The 25,078-nt window shown below is 67.0% G+C and carries 30 protein-coding genes; 11 read left to right on the forward strand and 19 right to left on the reverse strand.

Features of this window, described 5'->3' with window-relative positions:
• Positions 1 to 13 precede the first annotated feature (13 nt).
• From K6L26_RS23505 to K6L26_RS23545, 9 genes are read right to left on the reverse strand one after another with little or no spacing between them, the layout of a single operon-like run.
• Positions 14 to 1,306, reverse strand: a complete 1,293-nt coding sequence (locus K6L26_RS23505; protein ID WP_076213088.1) for a UDP-glucose dehydrogenase family protein — start codon at positions 1,304 to 1,306, stop codon at positions 14 to 16.
• Entirely contained in the window at positions 1,303 to 2,232 is a 930-nt protein-coding gene (locus K6L26_RS23510; RefSeq protein WP_043370741.1) for a glycosyltransferase family 9 protein, read from the reverse strand. The genes K6L26_RS23505 and K6L26_RS23510 overlap by 4 nt, the downstream gene beginning before the upstream one ends.
• On the reverse strand, positions 2,229 to 2,915 hold the full coding sequence (locus tag K6L26_RS23515; RefSeq protein WP_019348494.1) for an SDR family oxidoreductase: 687 nt from the start codon (positions 2,913 to 2,915) through the stop codon (positions 2,229 to 2,231). Before K6L26_RS23515 ends, K6L26_RS23510 begins: the two co-directional genes overlap by 4 nt.
• Before the next feature lie 15 nt (positions 2,916 to 2,930).
• Positions 2,931 to 4,292: a PfkB family carbohydrate kinase gene (locus K6L26_RS23520; protein ID WP_221851643.1), complete on the reverse strand. Its 1,362-nt coding sequence runs from the start codon at positions 4,290 to 4,292 to the stop codon at positions 2,931 to 2,933.
• Complete coding sequence (locus K6L26_RS23525; RefSeq protein WP_064895426.1) at positions 4,285 to 4,881, reverse strand: D-sedoheptulose-7-phosphate isomerase; 597 nt, start codon at positions 4,879 to 4,881, stop codon at positions 4,285 to 4,287. Before K6L26_RS23525 ends, K6L26_RS23520 begins: the two co-directional genes overlap by 8 nt.
• The gene (locus K6L26_RS23530) at positions 4,881 to 5,900 is read right to left on the reverse strand and encodes a glycosyltransferase family 9 protein (protein ID WP_221851644.1); all 1,020 of its coding nucleotides are present in this window, start codon (positions 5,898 to 5,900) and stop codon (positions 4,881 to 4,883) included. Before K6L26_RS23530 ends, K6L26_RS23525 begins: the two co-directional genes overlap by 1 nt.
• Before the next feature lie 10 nt (positions 5,901 to 5,910).
• Positions 5,911 to 7,389 carry an HAD-IIIA family hydrolase gene (locus K6L26_RS23535; RefSeq protein ID WP_047038033.1) on the reverse strand — a complete coding sequence of 493 codons (1,479 nt, stop codon included), beginning with the start codon at positions 7,387 to 7,389 and terminating at the stop codon, positions 5,911 to 5,913.
• The gene (locus K6L26_RS23540) at positions 7,386 to 9,002 is read right to left on the reverse strand and encodes a carbamoyltransferase family protein (protein WP_221851646.1); all 1,617 of its coding nucleotides are present in this window, start codon (positions 9,000 to 9,002) and stop codon (positions 7,386 to 7,388) included. The genes K6L26_RS23535 and K6L26_RS23540 overlap by 4 nt, the downstream gene beginning before the upstream one ends.
• Before the next feature lie 10 nt (positions 9,003 to 9,012).
• Positions 9,013 to 9,957 (reverse strand): NAD-dependent epimerase/dehydratase family protein, encoded by a 945-nt coding sequence (locus K6L26_RS23545; protein ID WP_019347533.1) that lies wholly within the window; start codon positions 9,955 to 9,957, stop codon positions 9,013 to 9,015.
• Positions 9,958 to 9,997: 40 nt separating this feature from the next.
• On the opposite strand from K6L26_RS23545, the gene K6L26_RS23550 reads away from it, so the two are divergent.
• The gene (locus K6L26_RS23550; RefSeq protein ID WP_019347534.1) at positions 9,998 to 10,909 is read left to right on the forward strand and encodes a glycosyltransferase family 2 protein; all 912 of its coding nucleotides are present in this window, start codon (positions 9,998 to 10,000) and stop codon (positions 10,907 to 10,909) included.
• Here K6L26_RS23550 and K6L26_RS23555 read toward each other — a convergent pair.
• Positions 10,903 to 12,138, reverse strand: a complete 1,236-nt coding sequence (locus K6L26_RS23555; RefSeq protein WP_019347535.1) for a glycosyltransferase — start codon at positions 12,136 to 12,138, stop codon at positions 10,903 to 10,905. The genes K6L26_RS23550 and K6L26_RS23555 overlap by 7 nt on opposite strands.
• 20 nt (positions 12,139 to 12,158) lie before the next feature.
• On the reverse strand, positions 12,159 to 13,130 hold the full coding sequence (locus K6L26_RS23560) for a glycosyltransferase (protein WP_047038030.1): 972 nt from the start codon (positions 13,128 to 13,130) through the stop codon (positions 12,159 to 12,161).
• A 78-nt stretch (positions 13,131 to 13,208) separates the two neighbouring features.
• Here K6L26_RS23560 and K6L26_RS23565 point away from each other — a divergent pair, with 78 nt between their 5' ends.
• From K6L26_RS23565 to K6L26_RS23595, 7 genes are all read left to right on the forward strand, one after another.
• Positions 13,209 to 13,424, forward strand: a complete 216-nt coding sequence (locus tag K6L26_RS23565) for a hypothetical protein (RefSeq protein ID WP_019347537.1) — start codon at positions 13,209 to 13,211, stop codon at positions 13,422 to 13,424.
• Between the two features lie 26 nt (positions 13,425 to 13,450).
• Positions 13,451 to 13,924 carry a hypothetical protein gene (locus K6L26_RS23570; RefSeq protein WP_064895386.1) on the forward strand — a complete coding sequence of 158 codons (474 nt, stop codon included), beginning with the start codon at positions 13,451 to 13,453 and terminating at the stop codon, positions 13,922 to 13,924.
• A complete protein-coding gene (locus K6L26_RS23575) occupies positions 13,924 to 15,153 on the forward strand; it encodes an NRAMP family divalent metal transporter (RefSeq protein WP_221851648.1) in 1,230 nt (409 codons plus the stop codon). Before K6L26_RS23570 ends, K6L26_RS23575 begins: the two co-directional genes overlap by 1 nt.
• Positions 15,150 to 15,515, forward strand: a complete 366-nt coding sequence (locus K6L26_RS23580; protein ID WP_019347540.1) for a hypothetical protein — start codon at positions 15,150 to 15,152, stop codon at positions 15,513 to 15,515. The genes K6L26_RS23575 and K6L26_RS23580 overlap by 4 nt, the downstream gene beginning before the upstream one ends.
• On the forward strand, positions 15,502 to 15,840 hold the full coding sequence (locus tag K6L26_RS23585) for a hypothetical protein (RefSeq protein WP_019347541.1): 339 nt from the start codon (positions 15,502 to 15,504) through the stop codon (positions 15,838 to 15,840). The genes K6L26_RS23580 and K6L26_RS23585 overlap by 14 nt, the downstream gene beginning before the upstream one ends.
• A gap of 259 nt (positions 15,841 to 16,099) precedes the next feature.
• Positions 16,100 to 16,591 (forward strand): DUF4383 domain-containing protein, encoded by a 492-nt coding sequence (locus K6L26_RS23590; RefSeq protein WP_435405346.1) that lies wholly within the window; start codon positions 16,100 to 16,102, stop codon positions 16,589 to 16,591.
• Positions 16,592 to 16,663: 72 nt separating this feature from the next.
• On the forward strand, positions 16,664 to 17,683 hold the full coding sequence (locus tag K6L26_RS23595; RefSeq protein WP_221851649.1) for an iron-containing redox enzyme family protein: 1,020 nt from the start codon (positions 16,664 to 16,666) through the stop codon (positions 17,681 to 17,683).
• On the opposite strand, the gene K6L26_RS23600 is transcribed toward K6L26_RS23595, so the two are convergent.
• Together K6L26_RS23600 and K6L26_RS23605 are read right to left on the reverse strand one after the other, a co-directional pair.
• Positions 17,663 to 17,866, reverse strand: coding sequence for a CDGSH iron-sulfur domain-containing protein (locus K6L26_RS23600; RefSeq protein ID WP_019347544.1), 204 nt, complete (start codon positions 17,864 to 17,866; stop codon positions 17,663 to 17,665). The two genes, K6L26_RS23595 and K6L26_RS23600, sit on opposite strands and share 21 nt — an antisense overlap.
• Complete coding sequence (locus tag K6L26_RS23605) at positions 17,863 to 18,552, reverse strand: HemK2/MTQ2 family protein methyltransferase (protein WP_372514971.1); 690 nt, start codon at positions 18,550 to 18,552, stop codon at positions 17,863 to 17,865. The genes K6L26_RS23600 and K6L26_RS23605 overlap by 4 nt, the downstream gene beginning before the upstream one ends.
• Positions 18,553 to 18,743: 191 nt before the next feature.
• On the opposite strand from K6L26_RS23605, the gene mbp1 reads away from it, so the two are divergent.
• Positions 18,744 to 18,986, forward strand: coding sequence for a microaggregate-binding protein 1 (gene mbp1, locus K6L26_RS23610; RefSeq protein WP_019347546.1), 243 nt, complete (start codon positions 18,744 to 18,746; stop codon positions 18,984 to 18,986).
• 70 nt (positions 18,987 to 19,056) lie between these two features.
• On the opposite strand, the gene usfY is transcribed toward mbp1, so the two are convergent.
• Genes usfY through K6L26_RS23630 form a run of 4 tightly spaced genes read right to left on the reverse strand, consistent with a single transcriptional unit; the run spans position 19,057 to position 20,997 of the window.
• Positions 19,057 to 19,365: a protein UsfY gene (gene usfY, locus K6L26_RS23615; protein ID WP_043370196.1), complete on the reverse strand. Its 309-nt coding sequence runs from the start codon at positions 19,363 to 19,365 to the stop codon at positions 19,057 to 19,059.
• Positions 19,366 to 19,377: 12 nt separating this feature from the next.
• Positions 19,378 to 19,995: a flavodoxin family protein gene (locus K6L26_RS23620; RefSeq protein ID WP_047038024.1), complete on the reverse strand. Its 618-nt coding sequence runs from the start codon at positions 19,993 to 19,995 to the stop codon at positions 19,378 to 19,380.
• A 14-nt stretch (positions 19,996 to 20,009) separates the two neighbouring features.
• Positions 20,010 to 20,252 (reverse strand): metallothionein, encoded by a 243-nt coding sequence (locus K6L26_RS23625; protein ID WP_019348599.1) that lies wholly within the window; start codon positions 20,250 to 20,252, stop codon positions 20,010 to 20,012.
• 58 nt (positions 20,253 to 20,310) lie between these two features.
• Positions 20,311 to 20,997, reverse strand: a complete 687-nt coding sequence (locus tag K6L26_RS23630; RefSeq protein ID WP_221851651.1) for a PAS and ANTAR domain-containing protein — start codon at positions 20,995 to 20,997, stop codon at positions 20,311 to 20,313.
• A gap of 72 nt (positions 20,998 to 21,069) precedes the next feature.
• Between K6L26_RS23630 and K6L26_RS23635 the strand changes: the two genes are divergently transcribed.
• On the forward strand, positions 21,070 to 21,633 hold the full coding sequence (locus K6L26_RS23635; RefSeq protein ID WP_019348601.1) for a restriction endonuclease: 564 nt from the start codon (positions 21,070 to 21,072) through the stop codon (positions 21,631 to 21,633).
• On the opposite strand, the gene lat is transcribed toward K6L26_RS23635, so the two are convergent.
• Both lat and K6L26_RS23645 read right to left on the reverse strand, forming a co-directional pair.
• A complete protein-coding gene (lat, locus tag K6L26_RS23640; protein WP_221851653.1) occupies positions 21,630 to 22,961 on the reverse strand; it encodes an L-lysine 6-transaminase in 1,332 nt (443 codons plus the stop codon). The two genes, K6L26_RS23635 and lat, sit on opposite strands and share 4 nt — an antisense overlap.
• Positions 22,962 to 23,013: 52 nt before the next feature.
• Entirely contained in the window at positions 23,014 to 23,478 is a 465-nt protein-coding gene (locus K6L26_RS23645) for an Lrp/AsnC family transcriptional regulator (RefSeq protein ID WP_019348603.1), read from the reverse strand.
• A gap of 41 nt (positions 23,479 to 23,519) precedes the next feature.
• Between K6L26_RS23645 and amaB the strand changes: the two genes are divergently transcribed.
• Positions 23,520 to 25,070 (forward strand): L-piperidine-6-carboxylate dehydrogenase, encoded by a 1,551-nt coding sequence (amaB, locus tag K6L26_RS23650; protein WP_221851655.1) that lies wholly within the window; start codon positions 23,520 to 23,522, stop codon positions 25,068 to 25,070.
• The last annotated feature ends 8 nt before the right edge of the window (positions 25,071 to 25,078 follow it).

A 25,078-nucleotide genomic window follows, 5' to 3' on the forward strand; every position in this document is an offset into this window, starting at 1 on the left:
TTGAGCAGTAGCTTCAGAATCCGCCGGGCTTTCCGTTGCCCAGATACCGCAAGCCCGCGGCGGCAACAGAATTCGGGTCGAGTACGTTGCGGGTGTCGACCACCACCGCGGCCGGCGCCCGCTCGGCGACCCGTGTCCAGTTCAACTCCCGGAACTCGGGCCATTCGGTGAAGACCACGATGGCGTCGGCTTCCTTGGTGGCCAGGTATGGGTCATCGGCGGCCGCGATACCCGCCCCACGGAGCACGTCGTGATCCATCATGTCCAAACCCGGGTCGTAGCCGGCGATTTGGGCCCCGGTTCCGCTGAGGTCCGCACAGATCGCCAGCGCCGGAGAATCTCTGACATCGCAGGTTCCGGCTTTGAAACTCAGGCCCAGTGCGGTGATCCTGGCGTCGGCGAGATCCACCGGCACGATCCCCCGCAGAGCGTCGACGATGCGACCGGACTGCGCCCGGTTGGTCCCGCGAGCCGCGGAGACCTCGGCGAGTTCGACACCGTGGCTGCGGCCGGTGTGCACAAGTTCGGCGGTGTCCTTGGGCAGACAGGAACCGCCCCAGCCCGGACCGGGCGCAAGAAAGTGTGGTCCGATCCGGATGTCAGCCCCCATGCAGCGGGTGACATCGCCGACGTCCGCCCCGACTCGGGCGCACAGCTGGGCCAACGAGTTGGCGTACGAGATCTTGACGGCCAGAAAGGCATTGCTGGCGTACTTGGCGAGCTCGGCACTTTCCGGGGTCATGCGCAGCGCCTCACCTTTGGCGGCACCGTAGAGCTTTTCCATGGTGTCGGCCACGGCGTTGTCGTCCGCCCCGATCAGGATGCGATCCGGATGGCGGAAGTCGTACACGGCATGGCTTTCCCGGAGGAACTCCGGGTTGGACACTGCGCGGACCTGTCGCGCGCCCAGCCGCGCGGACACCCGGCGGGTGGTGCCGACCGGGACCGTCGATTTCATGGCCACCACCGCACCGGGCTCGAGTACTGCGGCAAGGTTGTCCACGGCGGCCTCGACCGCGCTCAGATCGGCCGAGCCGTCGACGCCACTCGGGGTCGGCACACAGACGAACACCACATCGCGGTCGGCCAATTCGTCGTAGTCCTCGCTGAACCTGAGCGCGCCCGAGCGCAGACCAGAAACCAGTAGTTCGGCCAGCCCCGGTTCATCGACGGGTGCGACGCCCGTCGCCAACCGCGCCACCCGGCCGCTGTCCACATCCACGCACACGGTGTCATGCGCGCGCTCGGCCAGGCACACGGCGGTGGTCAGCCCCACATAGCCGGCTCCGACCACACCCACCTTCACGTCGACACCTCCAGTACCCCGCGCACCGCGTCGAGAACCCTTGACACCGTGAGCAACAGCAGGCCGCTGTCGGGTTCGGCTCCATGCGGATCTCCACAATCACCAGCCCACAGCGCCACGTGCGGCCCGTCGCCCGGCGGACCCCACCGGCTCGGCGGCGTGGGGCCGAACAGCAGCACCGATGGTGTACCGGTTGCCGTAGCGATATGTCCGACGCCGGTGTCACCGCAGATGAGCAACCGGCAATCGTTGATCAGCGCCACCAACTCGAGGAGGTCGAGGGTGCCTGCCAACATGGCGGTTTCGGGGAGGCCGGCCTGTTCCACGATTCCACGGGCCAGATCCGTTTCGTTGGTATCGCCGGTCACCACGACATCGCATCCGGCTTCGCGCAACGCTGCCGCGACCGCCGCGTAGCGTTCGGCCGGCCACCGACGGGACGGAAACGCCGCACCCGGGTGGATCACCACCACGCCGGAGCGCTCCGGACAATCCGCCGGCCGCTCGATCGCCAGATCCCGTCGATCACAATCGATCCCGTGCCATTCCAGCAGATGACACCAGCGGTCGACTTCGTGCAGATCGCTGCGCCACGGCGGCCCGCTCAACTCCGGGTATCGGGCATGCCGATGGCTGAGCATTGATTTCGGTTGCAGGGTGAGCAGATCCGCGATGCTCTCCGGGCCGCTGCCGTGAAGGTTCACTGCCAGGTCCGGCGCGCGCCCCTGCGGTTTCAGCCTGCCGAGCCCTGGCGTTGGGTCCACCTCGGTGACCGCACCGGACAGCATCGCCAGCTCACGAAACCGCTCCGGTGCAGCCAGCACGATACGTGCGTCGGGGTAAGCTCTCCGCAGGCCGCGCAGTGCCGGGAACCCAGTCATCATGTCGCCCAGTCCCAGAGCGCGCAGGACGACTATGTCGTTCATGGCCACGACGACTCCGTGGAGGAACACACCACGAGCTCCCGCACCTCACATCCTGCGGGTTGAGAAAGAGCGAAGACCACAGTCTCCGCTACATTGGCGGGCTCGTTGAGCTTGGCGTCCGGCGGCGGCAGGTACTGCTCGTCACGCCCGTCGAAGAACGAGGTGTACATGCCGCCAGGAATCAGGGTGGTCACCCCGACCTCCCCCGCCAGCTCGGCGGCCAAGGCGCGGCTGAAACCCACGACACCGAACTTCGAGGCGCAGTAAGCCGTAGCGTCGCTGACGGCTTTGATGCCCAGCGTCGACGCACATGTGACGATGCGCCCGTGGCTGGATTTCAGGAAAGGCAGCGCCGAACGGATCACCGCGACGGTCCCGAGCAGGTTGACATGGATCACCCGCTCCCAGTCCTTGGCGGGCACATCGGTCAGCTTGCCGCACGAGTCGACGCCCGCCGCGGTGAACACGCCGTCGATGACGCCGCCGGCCCGATCGGCCAGGCTACGCACCGCGGAGTCCACGGCTTCGGTGTCCGCCAGATCCGCGCGGTGGAACTCAACCTCGGCGGCGGGGGTCTGCCGGTCGATCACCAGAGGCCTACCACCATGGCGCACAACAGCTTCCACTGTGGCCGCACCCAGACCCGAGGCGCCGCCGGTGATGAGGATATTGCCAAGATTCACGAGTTGCCCTTTCGGTCATGACCGCATCGCGGCGATCAACTTGGATGAGGAGTAACCGGCGATCGTCGGCAGTAAAACCACGTCTCCGCCATGGCTTCGCACCACCGATGCCTCCGGCAGGTCGGTCTCCGCGTAGTCGCCACCTTTGACCCACACATCGGGCCGCAACACCTCCAACTGCTGCTCCGGCGACGTTTCGCCGAAGATCACCACGGCGTCGACACAGGCAAGCGCGCACAGCACCCGGGCACGGTCGGCTTGCGCCATCACCGGCCGGCTCGGTCCTTTCAGCGCCCGGACCGAGTCGTCCGAATTGAGTAGCACCACCAATGCATCACCCAACTGCCGCGCTCGGTGCAACAACCGGATGTGCCCGGTGTGCAGCAGATCGAAGCAGCCGCCGGTGGCGATGAGCCTGCCGCCACGGCGCCGAAGACGGTCGCGCACCTCGGCGGCCTCGCCGAGGATGGCAGTGAATTCCGGTGTTCCGCCATTGGCTCCGATCGCGCCGGGTGTGGACACGCCGACCGCTCCCCCCGTGGCGACGAACCGGCTTGCCGCAGATACCGCCTCGGTGACGGCCGGGATGGTGGTGTTGCCTTCGGCCAGGGCGAGCGTCGCCGCCACCGCGAACCGGTCACCCGCACCGCAGGTGTCTGACCTGGCAGAGCCGGCGGCCAGAGATACGGGGACGGTGATGTCGGTGAGGCCGCCGTCGTCGGTGGAAACCGTGGCGCCCCGATCACCGAGCGTTACGCTGACTGCTCGCGCGCGCCACTGTCGGCGCAGCGTTTCCGCCGAAACACCTTGGGCCTCGGACTGGTTAGGGGTCACCAGCCAGCATCCGGGTACCGGCGGCGCACCCCGCGGGTGCGGATCCCACACCAGTGGAACTCGGGTGGCGGTGTCTTCGAGCAATTGCCGCAGCCCGGGATGCGCGCTCACGCCGCGGCCGTAATCCGCGACGCAGATCGCCCTGGCTTGACCGAGAACCTCGGAAACGGAAGCGGGCAGATCCTGCCCGACGACGATTCCGTCGCCGTGATCCAGGCGCAGCATCGACTGGCCGGAGGCTCGAATCCTGGTCTTACACACCGTGCTCCCGGCCATCGGCAGGGCGACCACGGTGATGCCCGCCGCGGTCAGCAGCTCGGTCAGTCGCCGGCCGTCATCGTCCTCGGCGATGGCCGTCACCAAGACCACGCCCGACTCGATGCGGGCAGCCAGCACCGCAGCCAGACCCGCGCCGCCGGGCCGTTGCCACAATCGGTCGGCATCGACGACCGGCACCGGGGCTTCCGGGCTGAGCCGGGTGGCGCTGCCCTCGATGTCCACATCGAGCATGCTGTCCCCGACGATCACCAATGGCTTACTCATCCGGACCTCCTCCCGCAGCAGGCATGCAGCCTTTGTCGCGCAACGCATCGTCGAGCGCGATGCACAGGGAGTGCACGAGCAAGAGATGGATCTCCTGGACGGTCGCGGTGGTCGGCGCCTCGACGCACACGGCGTCATCGCACATCGCCGCAAGCGGATTGGGCGCGGGCCCGGTCATCGCCCACGCGGTCAGCCCGGCCTCGTGTGCTGCCTTGACGGCGGCCAGCACGTTGGGGCTGGTGCCACTCGTGGACAGGGCGACCAACACATCGCCGGTGCGGCCATGGGCGCGCACGCCCCGGGCGAACATCTCCTCGGACCCGTAGTCGTTGACCACCGCGGTCAGTGCCGAGGTGTCGGCGTGCAGCGCGATGGCCGACAAGGGCATCCGCTCATCCTTGAACCGGCCCACCAGCTCAGCGGTCAAGTGTTGTGCCTCGGCGGCACTGCCTCCGTTTCCACACGCCAGCAAGCGGCCGTCGGCGGTCAGCACGTCAGCCAGGTGGTGCCCCCAACCCGTGAGCCGGGAAGTTTCGGCACTGACCCGGCCCACCGCCTCGGCAAGCGACGCGATGTGTTCTCCGATCATCATTTCCTACCTCCCAAACTTTCGACCGCAGTGATCAATTCGGCGTCGGTGATCCCATCCAGACACGGATGTCCCGGCACCGGGCAGGTGCGTGCTCGGGTAGCGCCGCAGGGTGCCTCCTGATCGCCGAGCACCACCACCCTGGGCACGTACGGACTCCACTGAGCTGCCGGGACGACCGGGGCGAACAGCGACACCACCGGAGCTCCCACCGCGGCGGCCAGGTGCGCCGGCCCGGTGTTGGGTGCGACCACCACAGCTGCCCCCGTGTAGACGGCAGCCAACGTCGCCAGGCTCGTCCTGCCGCCCAGGTCTATCGCGATACCGTCGGCCACGTGTGCGGTCAGCTCGCGCTCGTCCTCACCGCCGGTCACCACGACCCGGCGCCCCGCTGCCGTCAGCGCGCGCACCATCGCCGCGCTGCGGGCCGCACTCGGCTGCCGCGCCGCCACCGCCGCCCCGGGATGAAACACCACATACGGTGCCGGGCCGATCAATTCGTCGAGTTCGGCCGGCAACGGCGGCACGCCCTCGACCGTCAGCGACCCGTCGTCGCCGGGCGGCAGCCCGAACCCGGCGGCGCGGGCCAGCGACAGCGCCCGCTCGGGCTCAGGTATCCCGGCCTCGACGTGATGCCGCAGATCGAGCAGCGTGCCGGGGTAGTCCTCGCTGATGGCGCCCACCCACCTGATCTCGGCCATCCGACAGATCAGCGCCAGCGGCAGTGGCGATTGGTGGTACGAAGTGAACACGAACGCGCGATCGGGAGCGATGTCGCGGAGTTGCTTGATCAGCGCGTGAACATGGTCCGGGGTCAGTTCGGGAGAGTCGAAATCGACCCAGGGAGCCTGCCATTCGATGATGTCGTCCACGCCGGGCAGCAGCTCGGCTGCCGCGCGCCCCCGCGGACCGGCCAGGAAGGTCACCGAATCGTGGGCGGCCGCCACCGCGCGAACTGCCGGCCCGGTGATGAGTACGTCACCGGCGCTGTCCAGCCTGGCCACCAACGCCCGCGTCATCGCCGCCCCTTCATCGGGCGTCCCGCAGTACCAGCGCCACTGCGGCTTGCAGGGTCGGTGCCACCCTCGCGTAGCCGCGCGCATGCGAAATCTCGTGGGGCAGGGTCCGTTCCGTGGGCACCAGCACGGCGTCGGCCGTCGCGGCCAGCGCTGCTGCCACGTCGCCGCCGGTGTCCCCGATCAGTACGCATCGGGAGGGGGTGACTCCGAGTTCCTCTGCAGCCGCCCGCACCATGCCGGGTTCGGGCTTGCGGCAGGCGCAGCCCGCATCGGCGTCGTGCACACAGACCTGCCAGGAGTCGAACGGCCCCAACAACGCGTTCACCTGCGCGTTGACCGCTGCGAGTTGGCTCTTGCTGATGAGCCCTTTGGCGACTCCGGACTGGTTCGACACCACAGCCAACAGCAAGCCCCGTTCGCGCAATTGGTCGAGCGCCTCAGCCGCGCCGATCATCGGGCGCACGCCGGCGGGATCGTTGAGGTAGGGGCTGTCGACGATGATCGTGTCGTCGCGGTCCAGCAGCACGGCAAGCGGCGGATCACGATGTGCGGCACGGTATTTACATTCACCCCTCAGCCGGTGGGCGACGGCGACCGGCGGGATGAGCACACTGGTGATCAGCATCCGTAGCGCCTCGGTGACGGTGCGCCGCCCGGCCAGGAACCGACGCCCGGCGAACTCCGCGGTCAGCACCAGCCAAGCGGCGCGCGCCCAGCGGGACGCTGCCGGGCTCCGCAGCGTGACAGCGGCCAGCGCAGCCAGGGTGGTCAGCACGTGCGCCGGCATCCGGCCCCGCCCCTCGCCGATGGCCGTCCGCCAGCCGCGACCATATTTGCGTCGCAGCAACGCGTCGTCGCGGTTCCCGATCTGTGCGCGCACACTGCTCATCCACGTGGCCGGTGCGACCGGATGCAGCGACTGCCGCGACCCCGAGACGATCTCGTGGCCGGCCAGCGTGATGCGCAATCCCAGATCCGAATCCTCTCGATAGGCGCGGGGAAATCGCTCGTCGAACCCACCGACTTCCACCAGCGCCGACCGCCGATAGGCCATATCGGCGGTGATCCATTGCGCATCGGCCAGTCGTTGGGTGCGCCGCTCATCATCGGTGCTGCGCCGGCCTTCAGAGACCGGGACGTCGATCACCGCCTGCGACCCGGCCGCACCGCGCCCATCGGCCTCGCGTAAGTCGTCGGCGAGCGCGGTCAGCCAATCTGGCTGCGGCTGCACATCGTCGTCGAGAAAACAGACCCAGCGCGCCGTCGTATGCCGCCAGCCGAGGTTGCGCGCCGCGGCCGGTCCGCGGCCGCCGCTGTGCAACACGGTCACAGGCAGGCCGGTGACCACTCGCAGAGGTGGTTCGGGATCAGCACGGTCGTCAACCACGATGACCGCCTCCGGCGCCGGGCCATCGGAGCGTTCCAGCCCGGCCAGCAGCCGCTGCAACGAATCCCGGCCGATCGTTGGTACGACGATCGCGAAACTCATCGCTGCCTCCTCACCACATACGGACCGATGGCCAGCATGTCGATCGGCGCGGACCCGAAGCACTCCAATGCATCTCGGGGGCTGTCGACCATCGGGCGGCCGGCAGTGTTGAAGCTGGTGTTGACGATCACCGGAACACCGGTGCGCTGGGCGAAGTGGCCGATCGTGGCGTGCATGAGCGCATCCGTGCGATCGACGGTCTGGATCCGCGCGGTGCCGTCGACATGGGTGACGGCCGGGATACGCGCCTGCCAGTCGGGTGCGACGTCGTGGACGAAGAGCATGTAGGGGCTGGGAATCGGTCCTCCGGAGAAGATTTCGCCGGCCCATTCGGCCAGCACCATCGGGGCCACGGGACGGAACTCCTCACGGCCTTTCACCGCGTTGAGGCGGTCCAGATTCTGCTTCTTGCGGGGATCTGCCAGCAGCGAGCGCCGGCCCAGGGCACGAGGCCCGAACTCCGAGCGGCCCTGGAACCAACCGATCACCTGGTCGTCGGCCAATGCCTGGCCGACGACCGCGGCCAGGTCGTCGGGCCGCTCATGGGGTACGGCAGCCTCGCTCAGTACCGTCTCGATCTCTTCGTCGGACCAGCTGCGCCCGAGCGCCGCCGAAGGCATCGGTGCGATCGGTTCACCGGCCTCGGCGGCCAGGGAGAGCGCCGCCCCCAGCGCCGTCCCGGAGTCGCCGGCGGCGGGCTGGACCCAGATGTCGTCGAAAAGGCCGCTGCGATGCAGTACCGAGTTGGCCACGCAGTTGAGCGCCACTCCCCCCGCCAGACAAAGGTTCTCGTGATCGGTATGGGCGCGCAACCAACGCACCAGCTCGAGCAGCACTTCCTCCAGCACCAGCTGCACGCTGCACGCCAGGTCCACCCGGTCGTCCCAGTCGGAGCCGAACGACGACCACGCCACAGGTTTGGTGCGAAAGCCGCCATCACCGGTGGCATAGACGAGGTCGCGGAATTGATCGGCGAACCGCGGAGTCCCATAGGACGCCATGGCCATCACCTTGTACTCGTCGCTGGACCGCTTGAAGCCCAGCTGTTGAGTGAGGTCCTCGTACAGCAGACCCAGTGAGTGCGGGAGCGACTGGGTGGCCAGTACGTCGAGCTTGCCGTCGGTGTACTCGCCGGCCAGCATCGACGTGCGCTCGCCGCGGCCGTCGACGACCAGCACTGCGCAGTCCGGGTGCGGAGACGCCAAAGCACTCGACGCGGCGTGCGCCACATGGTGCCGGACGAACCGCACCGCAGCAGGGTCCAGCCCGGGCAGGGCCGATTGCAGGAACCGCGGGGCCCGTTCGGCATAGAGGGTTCGCAGATACTCCCAGTCCCGGTCCAGGCCTGCGGTATCGGCGCTGTCGAGACCGTCCATCAGCCGCGGGTCGTAGGAGTAGCCGACCGCATCGACGTCCGACGGCGTCAGGCCCGCCTGTTGCAGGCACCATCGCGCCGACTGCACCGGCAGTTCCCAGGTGGAAAAGGCCACCGCCTCCTTGCCGTGCTTACGGCGGGAGAAGCGCTCTTCTTCGGCCGCCGCGACCACCTGCCCGTCGACGACGAGTGCGGCAGCCGGGTCGTGAAAGACCGCATTGATTCCGAGTATCCGCACGTGTTCTCTCCTAAAAACTCTGCTGGGCAAACCATTCGAGGGTGGCGACCAGACCCTTCCGGCAGTCGACGGCCGGCTGCCAGCCGAGCTTGTGGTTCGCCTCGGTGATGTCGGGACAGCGTCGTTGCGGATCGTCGAGCGCGGCAGGCAGGAATCGGATGGGCGAATCACTGCCGGCCAGATCCCTGATGGTTTCGGCGATCTCCAGTACCGACAGCTCCCGCGGGTTTCCGATGTTGATCGGGCCGGTGCAATCTGCACGGGCCATGGCCAGCAAGGCGTCGACGGTGTCGTCGACGTAACACAGCGATCGGGTCTGATGTCCGGTTCCGTGGACCGTGATGGGCTCTCCGGCCAGTGCCTGTCGACAGAACGTCGGCACGATACGACCGTCGTCGTCTCGCATCCGCGGCCCATAGGTGTTGAACAGCCGCGCCACCCCGATATCGGTCGAGCGCTCGCTGCGGTAGGCGAAGGCCAACGCCTCGGCGAATCGCTTGGACTCGTCGTACATGCTGCGTGGGCCGACCGGATTCACGTTGCCCCAATAGGTCTCGCGCTGGGGGTGCTCGAGGGGATCTCCATAGACCTCGCTGGTGGATGCCAGCACCATCCGGGCCCCGCACCGGTCGGCGATGTCGAGCACGTTGCCTGTCCCCAACGCACCGGTACGCAGGGTGTGCACCGGCATACTCTGGTAGTCCACCGGAGATGCGGGGGATGCCAAATGGAAAATGGTGTCCACCAACGGAATGTCGGCCAGCGGCACGGTGATGTCGTGGCGGATGAACTGGTAACCACGGCGGTCAGCCAGCAGTGACTGGGCACTGGGTGCACTCGTGGACAGGTCGTCGACGGCGAGCACCTCGACGCCGTCATCGAGCAATCGCTGACAGAGATGGCCCCCGAGAAAACCTCCGCCCCCGGTGACCAGCGCCCGTTTGAGTTCACGCATCGGCGTTTTCCCAACGCCGTAGCGGGTAGTCGGCCGTGTTATGACTGATCTGAACCCCGACGGCGTATCCGACAAGGTCTCGTTCGTGATCGCCAGCCGAAACCGGTCCGAAGAGCTGGCCTCTGTCGTCACCCGGCTGCTCGCCACCACTGACTGCCCGATCATTGTGGCGGACAACGGTTCCGCGGATGGATCGGTCCCCACCATGCGGCGCATCGCCGCGCAGTCGCCAGATCGGGTCACTCTGCTCGAACTCGGATCGAATCTGGGTGCGGTGGCCCGCAATGTCGGCGTGGCCGCCTGCCGCACGCCATACGTGGCGTTCTGCGACGACGACTCCTGGTGGGAGCCCGCCGCGCCCGCGCTCGGCGCAGAGATCTTCGATCGGTTCCCGCAGACCGCGGTGCTGGCGGCACGGACCGAAATCTGGCCCCACGGCAGGGAGGATCCCCTGGTACAGCAGTTGGCCGCCAGCCCGCTCGGCCACCGCGCAGACCTGCCGGGCCCATCGATCCTCGGGTTTTTGGCCTGCTCTGCGATGGTCCGGAAGTCCGCGTTCCAGGCCGCGGGCGGTTTCAGTCACATCCTCCATTTCCGGGGGGAGGAACAACTGCTCGCACTCGACCTGGCCGCATCGGGATGGGAGCTCTGCTACTGCCCGGAGCTGACCGCTGTCCACCACCCGTCGGTGAACCGTCCGACCAGCGCCGCCCAGGATGCCCGCAGTGTCCGCAACGACGTACTGACCACCTGGCTGCGCCGGCCACTGCCCCACTGCGTTCGTGCCTCGGTCCGGCTGTTGGGTGCGGCCACCCGCGATGTCGAGCACGCCCGGGCGGCGACGGAAGCAGTCGTCCGGCTGCCTGACGTGCTGATGCATCGTCGGCGCCTGCCGGCCACGGTGGAGCAGGCACTGGCGGTACTGGAGCGCGGGGATCGCGACCATCACTGAATCCGTGATCCCGACCCCACGGCCGCGGGCTGCGGCGGCAGGTAGGCCGCGGGTTCCACTCGTTCGTAGACTCGCAGGGTATCCGCCGCGATCCGGTCCCACGAATAGCGGGATTTCGCGCGGTCACGTCCGGCGGCCCCGAGGCTCTGCCGATGAAAGTCGTCCCGCAGCAACGCGTTGAGGGCGTCAGCGAGCAGGTCCGGCCGTTTCGGTGGCACCAGCCGGCCGGTGATGTCGTCCACCACTGTGTCCAGCATCCCGCCCACCGCCGAGGCGACCACCGGAATACCGCAGGCCATCGCCTCCAGCGGCACGATGCCGAACGGCTCGTACCAGGGCGTGCATGCCACCACATCCGCTGAACGCAGGACCGCGGGCATCTGCGCGCGGTCGACCGCGCCGCAGAGCCGGACCCGGTTTGCCACGCCGAGCTCTTCAGCCAGGTGCCGCAGCCGGCACGCCTCGGGATCCCGCGCCAGCTGGCCTCGTGGTGGTCCGCCCACGATCACCAACTCGGTGTCGGGAACCGTGGTCAGCGCGCGGATGGCGAGATCGAAGCCCTTGCGTGGCACGAACCGTCCGACACTGACGATGCGGTGCGGTGCCCCACGGCGGTTGCGGGGACCGTCGGGCGTGAACAGGTCGACATCCACGCCGCAGGGCACGACCGAGGTCCGCGATCGTGACCTGCCGAGCCGCATCAGCTCGAAGACTTCGTCCGTGCAAGTGGCCGCGACCCAGGTGGCGCCGCGGGCCACCATCGCCTCCAGCTTGAGCCGCTCGGGTGGGCTGGTGTCGTCGGCACCCTGATGTCGCCGTTTGACCACACCCAAGGCGTGGAAGGTCTGCACGGCCGGCAAGTTGAGATGACGTGTGGCCAGTTGGCTGGCCACCCCGGACATCCAGAAATGGGCATGCACGATATCGGGGCGGTCTTCGGCCCAGGTGGCATCCAGGAACCTCGCGAATTCTCCCATGTATTGCAGCAGTTCATCTTTCGGGATGTGCTCGGCAGGCCCGGCCGGGACGTGCGCCACGGTGTAGCCGTCGGCGGTCCGCACCCGCGGCGGCAGCGCTGGATCGTCGCGGCGGGTGTAGACGGTGACATCGTGTCCCTGCCGGGCCAGCGCGGCCGACAACGCGGCCACGTGCACGTTCTGCCCACCTGCGTCGACACCTCCGAGCGCGGCCAGTGGGCTGGCGTGCTCCGACACCATTGCGACCTTCATACAGTCCTCCTTCTGCCCGCTCATGCGCACCAGTCAGCGATGGCCTGATCCCAGTCATGCTGGAACCGCTCCAGGCCGAAGTGTGCGAGCGCGTACTCGCGGGCGGCCTTTCCCGCCACGGAAGCGGCCGCCAGGTCGGTGACGAACCCCTGCAGTGCGAATGCCAGGGTCTTGACATCCGCACTCACCACGCCCGCGTCCGCGCGGACCACCAGTGGCGCAGCGGTCGATCCGACCGCGACGATCGGCATGCCCAGGAACATGGCCTCGATGAGCGACAACCCCAGTGACGTCCACCGTGCGGTGTGCAGGTAGACCCGGCGCCGGGCGATCTGATGCATCAGGCGTGCGTGCCCGACGTCACCCTTGCCGCGCACGGTGCCTCGAAGGTCACGCTCGTTGAGCTCCAGGGTGTCGATGCCCCAGACATCGATCGGTACCGACCTGCTCAATTCCGCGAGAAGGTCGGTGCCGACGGTTCGCCAGCGCCGCAGCGGTTCGTTGATCATGGTGGCTGCCGCAGCAACATCGCCGGTGTACAACTCGCCGGGGTCGGCGATTCCGTGCTGGATCACCCGGGTGGGCGCCGCCCCGTTGTCCCACATCAGCCGGTTGAAGTCGGTGACGTGGACCAACAGGATGTCGCTGCGGTCCGCGAGCGGGTGCACGCTGTCGGCGGCGTGGGGCCGCGGCGCGTTGTGTTCCACATAGATGGCCGGAACGTCGACACCGGGTCTGCGGCCGAGCCACTCCTCGGTGAGGGCGATCTCCTCGGGCCGCTGGAGCACCACCAGGTCGACATCCTGATCGCGAAGTTCGCCGGCCGGAATCTCCTGTGCCTCCGGCCAATCGCGTCCGCAAAGACCGCGGCCGTCGACGTCCCCGGCTTCGTTGACCGGGATCAGATACCGGTGCCGGCCGGCGACGAACGACTCCATCCAGGAGCCGTGTACGTGCCACGCGAGGACTGATCGCGGGGGGTCTTGATTCATGGCGCGGAAGTACCCGGGCAATCCTCACTTAAACACGCGAAGAGTTTGATCGAGAAGGCATTCGGTTATCCCGCCGGTATGACCCGCGAAGACGTGCCCGACGATGTGCCCATCGCCGATGCGCTCGAGCAGGACCGTGAACCCAGCGAACCGGTTCCCGACTCCGAGGTTGCTGTGACAGACCTGGACGGTCCCCCCTTGGAGGCCGCCGACCAGGACTGGCAGGAGCAGCGCGAGGCAGTCACCGACGATCTCGGCCTCGACGAATTCGACCGTCAAGACCGCGAGGACTAGGCCTGCCCGGGTGGCGGGGAGACGTCATGGCGGAGCAGGCGGACAGAGAAGACAGATCACGACGAATGCGGGCGGCGGTCATCGTCGCCCTGCTGGTCGTCGGGCTCGGACTGCTGTTGACCCGGTGCCCGGCCAACCGAGACGGCATGTCCGGACAACTCGCCCAGGCAATGGAGGAGACGGTGGCCGCCGCCCGCAGCGGTGCCTACGCGCTGGACCTCCGGATCCGGGACCGGTCCACACCGCAACTGGTCAGTGTCCAGATCTCCGATGCGCGTGACGAGGTCGCCAAGGCTTTCAAGGGCATCGCCGACCGACAGGCGGACGATCCGGCCGATCTGGAACGGCAGCGGATGCTCACCGAAGCCATGACGACGATGATCGGCCAGCTGAACACCGCCTCGGCCCGGGTTCGGGAAGTGGCCGCCGAACCTGAACTGTCCGCACTGCGGACCCAGCTGCTGCAATCGGCGGATGCACTGGAAACCGGGTACCGCTGATGAAGAAGTTCTTCGCGGTAGCGCTGGGAATCCTGACCGCGATCGGCGGCTTTCTCGACATCGGCGACCTGGTGACCAACGCCGTCGTCGGTTCTCGGTTCGGTCTGGCACTGGTCTGGGTGGTGGTCGTCGGCGTCATCGGGATCTGCTTGTTCGCCCAGATGGCGGGTCGAGTGGCGGCGGTCAGCGGGCGCGCCACGTTCGAGATCATCCGGGAACGCCTGGGCCCACGCACCGCTGCGGCCAATCTCACCGCCTCGTTTCTGATCAACCTGATGACCCTGACGGCCGAGATCGGTGGTGTTGCCCTGGCATTGCAGCTGGCCACCGACGTGGGACGCATGCTGTGGATTCCGGTAGCGGCGTTCGCCGTGTGGCTGGTGATCTGGCGGGTCAAGTTCTCGGTGATGGAGAACACCGCCGGCTTGGCAGGACTGTCTCTCATCGTGTTCGCCGTCGCAGTCTTTGCGCTGCAACCACATTGGGGAGATTTGGCGCATCAGGCGATGCAGCCGGTGATTCCGGAATCCGAGTCCTCGGCCACCTACTGGTACTACGCGATCGCCCTGTTCGGCGCCGCGATGACTCCGTACGAGGTGTTCTTCTTCTCCTCCGGCGCGGTGGAGGAGCATTGGAAGACAAAGGATCTCGGTGTGTCACGGCTCAACGTGCTGGTCGGCTTCCCGCTGGGCGGTCTCCTGTCGGTGGCCATCGCGGCCTGCGCGACGCTGGTGCTGTTGCCGCGCCAGATCGAGGTGACCTCGCTGTCTCAGGTGGTGATGCCCGTTGTCGAGGCCGGCGGAAAGCTGGCCTTGGCGTTCGCGATCGTCGGTATCGTGGCCGCCACGTTCGGCGCGGCCCTGGAGACCACCCTTTCCAGCGGCTACACCCTGGCGCAGTTCTTCGGCTGGCCGTGGGGCAAGTTCCGCCGTCCGGCTGCGGCGTCCCGCTTCCACGTGGTGATGTTCGTCAGCATCGTCGTCGGCGCCGCCGTCCTGTTCACCGGTGTCGACCCGGTGATGGTCACGGAGTACTCGGTCGTGTTCTCGGCCATCGCTCTTCCCCTGACCTATCTGCCCATCCTGATCGTTGCCAACGATTCGGAGTACATGGGCGACAAGACGAACGGAAGGCTGCTCAACGTGTTCGGCTCGGTGTATCTGGTGATAATCGTGGCTGCCTCGCTGGCAGCCATACCGTTGATGATCGTGACAGGGGCGGGTCAATGAGCATCATCGACGCGCGTCTTCACCTGCTGGATCGACAGCTGCTCGACGATGACGGCGCCCCGGTCGGCATCGTCGACGACCTGGAGCTCGACGGCATCGAGGCCGACGCCGACATCGAACCCGGCAGCCCTGCCCCGCGTGTCACCGCGATCCTTTCGGGCCAAGTGGTGATGACCCGCATCCTGGGCGGTGCACCGCCGCGGTCGATGCTGCACGAGATTCCCTGGCAGCAGGTGGCTTCCGTCGGCGTCACGGTAAAACTGACAGACTCCGAACTCCCGGCCGACGCGGATTGGGTTGAGCGCTGGTTGCGCGACCACATCGTGGCTCGTATTCCGGGAGGACGCCATGCAGCTGAGTAATCTGCTCGGGCTCCGCGTCCTGGACGCGGGTCACCATCCCGTCGGCACCGTCATCGATGTCCGGCTCAAGCTCGCCGAGGGCGGCGACGGTAACCCGGAAAGCCCCCGATTGATAGGGCTGGTGATCAGCCCGCGCACCCGCTCGTCCTACCTGGGTTACGAGCGCACGGATATCGATGCGCCATGGCTCATCGCCACGATCGCCGGCTGGCGCCATCGCGGCACGTTCCTGGCGGAATGGGGTGATGTCGCCCGGGTCGGTGCGGATCACGTCACGCTGCGTGCCGGCTATACCCGGCGACCGGCGACTCTGCGGAGTCAATGACCGCATCACCACGCCAGAACCACACGAACTCGGCGATGGCGTACTCGCGGAGGGCCCGGCGATGCTGCGCCTCGATAGCTTCGGATACCCGCTCGAAAATGGCTGGGCTGGTCATCTTGCTCACCTCGACTCCGACAAGCGGTACATACCCCGCCGGGCACGCGAACAAACCGCGCGACGTGGTTGGGATGGGCCGGAACGGGTACTCACCGCACACCGCCGCGCCCGTCGGCGCGGCTTCCGCAGAAAGGGCCGTCTCGTGGGAACTCCGAATCCAAGAAGCTCGGGCACGCCCGTGCAGTGGACCCCGCTGCAAGCGAGCGCCCTGATCGTCGGGATCCTCTTCCTCATCGTCGGCGTGCTCGGATTCATCCCGGGCGTGACCAGCGACTACGGCGATCTATACTGGGCCGGGCATCACTCTGGAGCCATGCTGCTGGGTCTGTTCAGCGTCTCGGTGCTGCACAACGTCGTGCACCTCGCTTTCGGCGTGGCCGGCGTGCTGATGGCGCGCCACGTGGGTGCTGCGCGCGCCTTTCTGATCGGCGGCGGTCTGATCTACGCCGTCCTGTGGCTTTACGGCCTGTTCATCGACCGGGACAGTGCGGCCAACTTCATTCCGGTGAACACGGCAGACAATTGGCTTCACTTCGGTCTGGCACTGGTGATGATCGTGCTCGGGCTGGTTTTCGGCCGGTCTGTCACCACGGCCCACGGGATCGGCACGGGAGCTCCCGGCACCATCGAATAGACCGGCCACATCGCAAACGCACTGCGCCAGACGGGTTTACCAGCGACCGTCGGCGGGCATACCTCATCCGCCATGACGACGCTTCCGACTCTTTCGCAGCCTGGGCTTCCCTCTCCCAAGGGACCCATCTCCGCCGCCCTGATCGAGCGGCTCGGCGACCGCGCACCGCACAACCACCTCGAACCGGTCTGGATTCCGCTTCGCGATGCCGACCCATTGGGGCTGGACGTGCAACTGGCGCTGTACATCTGTTACGAACTGCACTACCGGGGCTTTGCCGGAGTCGACCAGGACTGGGAATGGAACGCCGGGCTCTTGCACCTGCGTTCCCAGTTCGAGCGGATTTTCCTGGCTGCGGTCCGGCGCGAGGTCGGCACGATCGACCCGGACGACACCGCCGAACAGGAGATGGCGCGACTGTCGGTCGAGCCCGTCGACGGAACCGGCCCTTCGTATCACCTCCGCGACGAAGGCAGCTGGGAACAGATGCGCGAGTACTTCGTGCACCGCTCGGTGTACCACCTCAAGGAGGGTGACCCGCACGCCTGGCTGATCCCCCGCCTCGGCGGCCAGGCCAAGGCCGCCTTTGTGGCCGTCGAATACGACGAATACGGCGCCGGTTCAGCCGATCGCCTTCACCAGAACCTGTTCGCCGACTTGCTCAGGGAAGCCGAGCTGGACGACAGCTACCTCGGCTACCTCGACACGGTGCCCGCCGAGAGCCTGGCATTGGTCAACCTCATGTCGCTGTTCGGCCTGCACCGCCGCTTGCGCGGCGCCGCGGCCGGACATTTCGCGGCCACCGAGATCACCTCGTCGCCAGGTTCGCAACGTATGGTCGCCGCTTTGAAGCGGCTCGAAGCGCCAGAGGCGTGTATCCGCTTCTACCGTGAGCACGTCGAAGCCGACGCCGTACACGAGCAGGTGGTTCGCCACGACGTGGTGGGCGAGTTGGTCCGCCGTGAACCGGAGCTCGATACCGACGTGGTGTTCGGGATCAGGGCGTTCGGCGCCATGGAAGACCGATTGGCCGAACATCTGATGAAATGCTGGTTGGCCGAACGCAGTTCGCTATGCCGGCCGCTTGCCTGAGCGCTTGACCTTGCGGTGGCTGGTGTCGCACAACGGATAGGTCTTGGACCGGCGGCAGGTACAGATGGCCACCATGAACCGGTCTGATTCCACCACGCTTCCGTCGGGCATCTCGATGCGTACCGGGCCCTCGACGAGGATCGGCCCGCCCTGGATCACTCGCACTGCCCGGGGCTCGGTCATGGTTTGTCCGCCCGGATGACGACCAATTCCTCTTCCGCCCTGGTGTCGGTCCACCGCCCCGTGTCCCGGAGCCACCGCGCCTGCATCCGCAACACCGGTCCGAACGGAATCCGGTGGGTGCCATAGATCTCTGCGTCCAGGCCACTGGCGCGCAACAGCCTCAACGACTGCTCGACATCGGAGAACTCCGACTGGACGAGAAACAACGACCCCCCGTCGGCCAGGACGGCATCGGCCGATCGGCACAGCGGGTCGAGCACCAGCCGGCCGTCGGGTCCGCCGTTCCACGAAGTCATCGGTCCGGTCGAGACGAGTGCCTCCGCCGAGGTCCCCGGCGCCACCGGCACATAGGGCGGGTTGCACACCACGACGTCGTAAGGTTCGTGCTCCAGCGCCTGCGTCCACGAACCGAGCCTGGCGTCGACGTCCACCTTCGCGGCCAAGGCGTTGGCCTGGGTGCAGCGGACCGCGTCGGGCGAAATATCCAGGGCGGTAACCGCACTGGCGCCCATTTCGGCCGCGGCGATGGCCACGACACCGCTTCCGGCACACAGGTCCACCACCCGGCGGCCGGCCACCACGCGATCGCGTTCGAGTGCCGCTATGAGCAGCCAGGAATCATGCTGCGGCCGGTAAACACTCTCGGCGCCAACGGCAATGGTCTCTGCAGCGGTCTGTACGGCCACATCGCTGGCCAATTCATTTGTTCCGGAAAGCACCTCTATTCGATACCCAACCGCGCATTCCGCAAACGTCTTGGCCGACGACCCGCAATTCGTCACGGGACGTTTAGCTCGGCGGCGTCCTGGAAATCCAGGGGGTGCGTGGAGAAGCCGCGTGGGATGACCAATCCACTCCAAGTAGCGGAAAGGTAAGCATGACCGAGAAGAACTCAGGACCTGAAGAAGGCATCAAGGGCGTCGTCGAGGACGTCAAGGGCAAGGCCAAGGAAGCTGTCGGCACCGTGACCGGCCGCGAGGATCTTGTCCGCGAGGGCAAAGCCCAGCAGGACAAGGCGGACGCCCAACAGGACGCCGCCAAGAAGGAGGCCGAAGCAGAATCGGCCCGAGCGGGGGCAAAGGCTGCCGAGCAGCGAGAGCAGGCGAACCAGCGGCCCTGACCCGGACCTGATTGAAGAGATGGCCCAGCCAACGTCGGCTGGGCCATCTCGCGTTTTGCTCCTCAGCAGATCAACTGTTCGGCGCCTGCCTGGTCACCTCGGGATGCTCTGCATACCAACGTTCTTCGATGCGCCGCACCCGGAGGTGAGCGATCGCCAGCCACAGCCCGCCGGCCAGCAGACCCACTGCGGCCAGGACTGCCAGCACCACCCCTACCCCGGTGTTGCCGGTCGCGAAGCCGAACAGGCACGCGACGAACATCACCACTCCCAGGCCGATCAGGACCAGTGCGGGCATGTTGCGGTTGTCCTTCATCGCCTCACCGGCATGCGGCCGGGTCGTCCTGGTGTGGTCGACAGGGTCCTCGGGACCTTTCATCATTTCTCCCTCTCACTCGTAACGCGGGTATTGGCCCACCTTGAGCAGCCCGGCCAGGTGTGCCGCGTTGCGGGCTGCCGCGGCGGTGGCATCAGCGACGGGCTCGGGCACTTCGTCGAGATCCAGGTAGTCGGTGCCGTGCATGGCCTCGCCGTTCCAGTACGTGCAGCCCTGGGCCGGGATGGTGTAGCCGATGTCGTTGAGCCCTTGGAAGAGATCGGCGACGGTCTTGTGGGCACCGTCCTCATTGCCGACGACTGACACCAGGGCCACCTTGCCCGCCATTACCGGGCGGCCCGCGTCGTCGGTATTGGACAGCTCGGCATCGAGCCGTTCCAGGACCCGTTGGGCGATGCTCGACGGATGACCGAGCCACACCGGGGTCGACAGCAGCAGGATGTCGGCGGCGAGCACCTTTTCGCGGATCTGAGGCCACTGGTCGCCGCCGCCCATATCGGCTTCGACGCCGGGCTCGATGGTGTAGTCCGCGCATCGCAACGATTCGGTTCCCACCCCCAGCACCTTGAGGTTCTCGCACACCTGGTCGGCGATCAACTCGCTACTCGACTGCGCCGGGCGGCGCTTGAGGCTGCACACCAGGGCCAGTGCGGACAAGGTCGGAGCTGTCATGAGCCCAACTCCCCTCAGCCGGCGCGCTGGCGGTCGACCAGTTCAGAATGTCCGGACTCGCGTGCGCAGTGAGCGCAGCAGTACATCGTCTGCGCGGCCTGAACGCCGTGGCCGAGGATCCGGCAACCGCAGTGCGCGCACTCTGGAGCAACGCGAACCGCCGCACACTCGATGCTGTCGAACGTCTCGGAGTGGCCATCCCAGCTCACCGTGAACGCTTTGTCGTAGTCGTTGCCACACGTGGCACATGTCGCCATTGCTCAACTCCCTGTCGCTCTGCGTCAGCGCCGGGAGTCTTCCCTGGACGGGGGCAGGCTAAACCTCCGGCCGGGCCCGCAGGTGGGCCGTCAGCAACAACCGGTCCAGGATCGCTCGGTTCGGGAGTGTCTCGGCGTAATCGAGGCTCAGGAAATCTCTGGCCAGCTGTTCGGCCAGCACTCGCAGCTTGGTGTTGGTTTCCTGCGATCGCCACTTCAGCAAATCGAACGCGGCATCGGCACTGATCCGGTAGATCAGCATCAACATCCCTTTGGCCTGCTCGATGGCACCGCGCGCCTCGGCGATCTCCGCCACCGCCTCGGTGACGGCTTCTTCCCTTGCCCGCGAGATCGAGGGTGAGACGTCGACGTAGAAGCCGTGCGTTCCGATCACCGTGCCGGTGTCGTCGAAAAGCTGGTCGCCGACCACGACGACGTGGTGGACATCGCCGGCGGTGTCGACGATGCGGTGCCGGGTGCTGAACGCGCCGGAGGTCCGACGGATCTCCAGCAGGGTGGCGGCAACCTGTCCGTAGTCTTCGGGGTGCTTGTGTGAGAGCACCAGCTCGGTGGTCGGGTTCGCGGTGCCCGGCTCGTAGCCGTGCATCCGCTCCACCTGTGGCGACCACTCCCAGCGCTCATCGGCGAAATAGAACCGGAACCACCCGACACGCTGCGGCTCGCCACCGGCAAAGGCATGCTCGATCGGCGACTCGGGGCTTCCCGCGGCGGCGTCACTCGTCACGGGTTGAGATTAGCGCGCCGGGCTGGCAGGAGGTCTGCCGATTTGTCACAGGCGCCATCTAAATTCGGCGCCGTGAGGCGGCTTCGGATCAAGATCTGCATCGCAGCCGGGGCAGCGGCCGCGATTGCGAGTCACCTTGTCGGCGTCGACACCGCATGGTGCCTGGCCTTCGGCGTCCTGGTGCCCGTGGTGTTGGCGGCCACTCCGCGATTTTTGCTGGGCGCGTTCCGTGGGGTCAGCACACCGAGCGCGCGCGAGCTGGCCGCAGTTGAGATGTCCGGGCTGGAGTTCGAAGACCATGTGGCGCGGGTGGCCCGAACCTGTGGGTTGCCTGTGATCATGACACCGCTCACCGGGGACTGGGGTGTGGATCTGATCGTCGGACACCGGCCGAACCGGATTGCCGTGCAATGCAAGCGACTGTCACGGCCGGTCGGCGCGAGCGCCGTGCAGGAGGTTGTGGCCGGCGCGCCGATGCAGGATTGCACCAGGACGATGGTGGTGACCAACAACGAATTCACCCCGGCGGCACGTAAACTCGCCGAGCTCCACGGTTGTGAGCTGGTGGGCGGAGCCGAGTTGCCCCGGCTCAAGTCGATCCTGCGGCGGGCCGCAGCGGCGGAACGAGCGCCTTAATCCGGCAACGGCACGCGCAGCGCATCCCTCAGCGCGGCCATGCATTCGTCGATCTGCTCGCGTGTCACCGTCAGGGCCGGCCGGAACCGCACCGAGTCGGTCCCGCTCGGCAGCATGATGACATGACGGTCCCACAGCCGTCGGACCAGTTGGTCGCGAGCAGAGGAACTCGGCAAGCTGAACGCGCACATGAGCCCGCGACCCCGCACGTCGATGACCGTCCCGGGGAAATCGTGTGCCAGCAGGCGCAGCTGACCAAGCAGGTAGTCGCCCGTCATCGCGGCATTGCCGAACAGGTCCTCGGCCTCGACCACTTCCAGGACGCGCCGTGAGCGAACCATGTCCACCAGGTTGCCGCCCCAGGTGGAGTTGATTCGCGAGCTCACCGTGAACACGTTGTCGGCGACGTCGTCGACCCTGCGGCCGGCCATCACCCCACAAACCTGAGTTTTCTTCCCGAAGGCGACCACGTCCGGGCTGACGCCCAGTTGCTGGTAGGCCCAGGCAGTTCCGGTGATGCCGCATCCGGTCTGCACCTCGTCGAAAATGAGCAGGGCATCGAACTCGTCGCACAGCGCGCGCATCGCCGCGAAGAACTCGGGACGCAGATGGCGATCACCGCCCTCACCCTGAATCGGCTCGGCGATGAAGCAGGCGATGTCGTGCGGATTGGTCTCGAACGCGACTCGGGCCGCGCGTAGCGAATCAGCTTCGAGCGCAGCGATATCCGCGCCCGAACGGAGGTAGGGAGCGTCGATGCGCGGCCAGTCGAACTTCGGGAAGCGAGCTACTTTGACGGGGTCGGTGTTGGTCAGCGACATGGTGTATCCGCTGCGGCCGTGGAAGGCTCCGCGCAGGTGCAGCACCTTGGCTCCCAGCGACGGATCGATACCCCGCGCCTCGTTGTGCCGGCTCTTCCAGTCGAACGCCACCTTGAGCGCGTTCTCGACCGCCAACGCACCTCCGTCGACGAAGAACAGGTGCGGCAGGTCCGGGTCGCCGAGCACCCGACGGAAGGTGTCGACGAACCGGGCCATCGGCACGCTGTAGATGTCGGAATTGCTCGGCTTGTTGACTGCGGCCTGGGCCAGTTCGGCACGGAAATCTTCACCGGCCAGCGCCGGATGGTTCATTCCGAGCGCCGACGAGGCGAAGAAGGTGAACATGTCCAGGAAGCGTTCACCGGTGCGCGCGTCTACCAGATACGAGCCCCGCGAACGATCCAGATCGAGGACGAAGTCGAAGCCGTCGGTCAGGATGCTGCGCGCCAGGACCGCGCGCACCCGCTCGGGTGTGATGGGCGGCGTGTTGGTCAGCACTGCGGTCATGACACCATGCTAACGGAATCTTTACGGCATAATGCGGATAACGCCGTACTTATTACGGAATGTAGTCTCGTCCGCTGTAAAATGTCTGCAGAATGATGGTGCTGCGCGTGCGGACGTTGGCCGCGGTCCTGATCCGCTGGAGCAGGTCCTCCAACGCCCGGGCGGAGGCGACCCGAACCAGCAGGATGTAGCTCTCGTCGCCCGCCACCGAGTGGCACGATTCGATTTCGGGGATGTGCTGCAACCGCGCAGGTGCATCATCGGGTTGAGAGGGATCGAGAGGAGTGATGGCGACGAACGCCGAGAGCATGTTGCCGAGCGCCTCGGGGTTGAGCCGTGCGGAGTATCCGGTCACGACGCCCCGCGACTCCAACCGCCGCACCCGTGCCTGCACCGCCGATACCGACAACCCGGCCGCGGCCGCCAGCTGCGCCAACGTGGATCTGCCGTCAGCGGCAAGCGCCCGGACGAGGGTCCGGTCGGTGTCGTCCAGCACGTATTCGTCGGCTTCGCCCATGGCCCGCACTGTAGCGCCGCAGCCAACCAGAAAGGCACACGATGACCACCACTGAACGGACTGATCTGCCCACCGCGGAGGAGCTGCGTCGGCGGGTGCGGCAGGCATTGACCGCCGTCGGCGCGACGCCGGCACTGGCGGAACCGTCCGCTCCGGGACCCGGATTGCACGCCAGCACCCCGATCAGCGGCGACGTGCTGTTCACCCTCCCCGAAGACAGTCTCGAACATGTCGATGCGGTGATTACCGATGCCGCGCAGGCGTTCTCGTCCTGGCGTACCACTCCGGCCCCGGTGCGGGGCGCGCTGGTGGCACGGCTGGGCGAGCTGCTTGTCGAGCACAAGGCCGATCTGGCGACCTTGGTGACGGTGGAGGCGGGCAAGATCACCTCCGAAGCACTGGGTGAGGTGCAGGAGATGATCGACATCTGCCAGTTCGCCGTCGGGCTCTCGCGCCAGTTGTACGGGCGCACAATCGCTTCCGAACGCCCCGGACACCGGTTGATGGAGACCTGGCACCCGCTGGGCGTCGTCGGCGTCATCACCGCATTCAACTTCCCGGTGGCGGTGTGGGCGTGGAACACCGCGGTCGCCCTGGTCTGCGGTGACACCGTGGTGTGGAAACCGTCGGAGCTCACCCCGCTGACCGCGATCGCCTGCCAGGCTCTGATCGAGCGAGCCGCAGCGGACGTGGGTGCGCCGAAATCGGTGGCCCGGCTCATCCTCGGCGGCCGCGAGTTGGGTGAGCGACTGGTCGACGATTCCCGGGTCGCGCTGCTGAGCGCGACCGGGTCGGTGCGGATGGGCCAACAGGTCGGGCCGCGGGTAGCGGCGCGGTTCGGCAAGGTACTGCTCGAGCTGGGCGGGAACAACGCGGCGATCGTGACTCCCTCGGCCGATCTCGACCTCGCGGTGCGGGCCATCGTGTTCTCCGCTGCAGGCACTGCCGGGCAACGCTGCACCACGCTGCGCCGGTTGATCGTGCACTCCTCTATCGCCGACGATCTGGTGTCGCGGATCGTCTCGGCGTATCAGAGCCTGCCCATCGGTGACCCGAGTGTCGACGGCACATTGGTCGGCCCGCTCATTCACACCCGGGCGTATCGCGACATGGTCGGGGCGCTGGAGCAGGCCGAGGCCGACGGCGGCGAGGTGTTCGGCGGTGAACGGCATGACCTGGGTGACGAGGGTGCGTTCTACGTCGCCCCCGCTGTGGTGCGGATGCCGGCACAGACCGAGATCGTGCACACCGAGACCTTCGCCCCGATCCTCTACGTGCTGACATACGACGATATCGACGATGCAATCGCACTGAACAACGCGGTACCACAAGGCCTTTCGTCAGCCATCTTCACCACTGACGTGCGGGAGGCCGAGCGGTTCCTGGCCGCCGACGGATCAGACTGCGGCATCGCCAACGTCAACATCGGAACCTCCGGCGCCGAGATCGGCGGCGCGTTCGGCGGCGAGAAGCACACCGGCGGCGGCCGCGAATCCGGGTCGGACGCATGGAAGGCATATATGCGCCGCGCGACCAACACGGTCAACTACTCCTCGGAACTGCCGCTGGCCCAGGGTGTGCATTTCGGATAAGCAGGAGG

The organism is Mycobacterium farcinogenes (genome assembly GCF_019739075.1).
Classification (GTDB): domain Bacteria; phylum Actinomycetota; class Actinomycetes; order Mycobacteriales; family Mycobacteriaceae; genus Mycobacterium; species Mycobacterium senegalense.

Excerpts from the sequence above, each read along its gene's own strand:
- K6L26_RS23510 (WP_043370741.1), bottom strand. The coding sequence starts at position 2,232 with ATGAACGACATAGTCGTCCTGCGCGCTCTGGGACTGGGCGACATGATG.
- K6L26_RS23520 (WP_221851643.1), bottom strand. The coding sequence starts at position 4,292 with ATGAGTAAGCCATTGGTGATCGTCGGGGACAGCATGCTCGATGTGGAC.
- K6L26_RS23525 (WP_064895426.1), bottom strand. The coding sequence starts at position 4,881 with ATGATCGGAGAACACATCGCGTCGCTTGCCGAGGCGGTGGGCCGGGTC.
- K6L26_RS23530 (WP_221851644.1), bottom strand. The coding sequence starts at position 5,900 with ATGACGCGGGCGTTGGTGGCCAGGCTGGACAGCGCCGGTGACGTACTC.
- K6L26_RS23535 (WP_047038033.1), bottom strand. The coding sequence starts at position 7,389 with ATGAGTTTCGCGATCGTCGTACCAACGATCGGCCGGGATTCGTTGCAG.
- K6L26_RS23545 (WP_019347533.1), bottom strand. The coding sequence starts at position 9,957 with ATGCGTGAACTCAAACGGGCGCTGGTCACCGGGGGCGGAGGTTTTCTC.
- K6L26_RS23550 (WP_019347534.1), top strand. The coding sequence starts at position 9,998 with ATGACTGATCTGAACCCCGACGGCGTATCCGACAAGGTCTCGTTCGTG.
- K6L26_RS23555 (WP_019347535.1), bottom strand. The coding sequence starts at position 12,138 with ATGAAGGTCGCAATGGTGTCGGAGCACGCCAGCCCACTGGCCGCGCTC.
- K6L26_RS23560 (WP_047038030.1), bottom strand. The coding sequence starts at position 13,130 with ATGAATCAAGACCCCCCGCGATCAGTCCTCGCGTGGCACGTACACGGC.
- K6L26_RS23565 (WP_019347537.1), top strand. The coding sequence starts at position 13,209 with ATGACCCGCGAAGACGTGCCCGACGATGTGCCCATCGCCGATGCGCTC.
- K6L26_RS23570 (WP_064895386.1), top strand. The coding sequence starts at position 13,451 with ATGGCGGAGCAGGCGGACAGAGAAGACAGATCACGACGAATGCGGGCG.
- K6L26_RS23575 (WP_221851648.1), top strand. The coding sequence starts at position 13,924 with ATGAAGAAGTTCTTCGCGGTAGCGCTGGGAATCCTGACCGCGATCGGC.
- K6L26_RS23580 (WP_019347540.1), top strand. The coding sequence starts at position 15,150 with ATGAGCATCATCGACGCGCGTCTTCACCTGCTGGATCGACAGCTGCTC.
- K6L26_RS23585 (WP_019347541.1), top strand. The coding sequence starts at position 15,502 with ATGCAGCTGAGTAATCTGCTCGGGCTCCGCGTCCTGGACGCGGGTCAC.
- K6L26_RS23595 (WP_221851649.1), top strand. The coding sequence starts at position 16,664 with ATGACGACGCTTCCGACTCTTTCGCAGCCTGGGCTTCCCTCTCCCAAG.
- K6L26_RS23600 (WP_019347544.1), bottom strand. The coding sequence starts at position 17,866 with ATGACCGAGCCCCGGGCAGTGCGAGTGATCCAGGGCGGGCCGATCCTC.
- mbp1 (WP_019347546.1), top strand. The coding sequence starts at position 18,744 with ATGACCGAGAAGAACTCAGGACCTGAAGAAGGCATCAAGGGCGTCGTC.
- usfY (WP_043370196.1), bottom strand. The coding sequence starts at position 19,365 with ATGAAAGGTCCCGAGGACCCTGTCGACCACACCAGGACGACCCGGCCG.
- K6L26_RS23620 (WP_047038024.1), bottom strand. The coding sequence starts at position 19,995 with ATGACAGCTCCGACCTTGTCCGCACTGGCCCTGGTGTGCAGCCTCAAG.
- K6L26_RS23625 (WP_019348599.1), bottom strand. The coding sequence starts at position 20,252 with ATGGCGACATGTGCCACGTGTGGCAACGACTACGACAAAGCGTTCACG.
- lat (WP_221851653.1), bottom strand. The coding sequence starts at position 22,961 with ATGACCGCAGTGCTGACCAACACGCCGCCCATCACACCCGAGCGGGTG.
- K6L26_RS23645 (WP_019348603.1), bottom strand. The coding sequence starts at position 23,478 with ATGGGCGAAGCCGACGAATACGTGCTGGACGACACCGACCGGACCCTC.
- amaB (WP_221851655.1), top strand. The coding sequence starts at position 23,520 with ATGACCACCACTGAACGGACTGATCTGCCCACCGCGGAGGAGCTGCGT.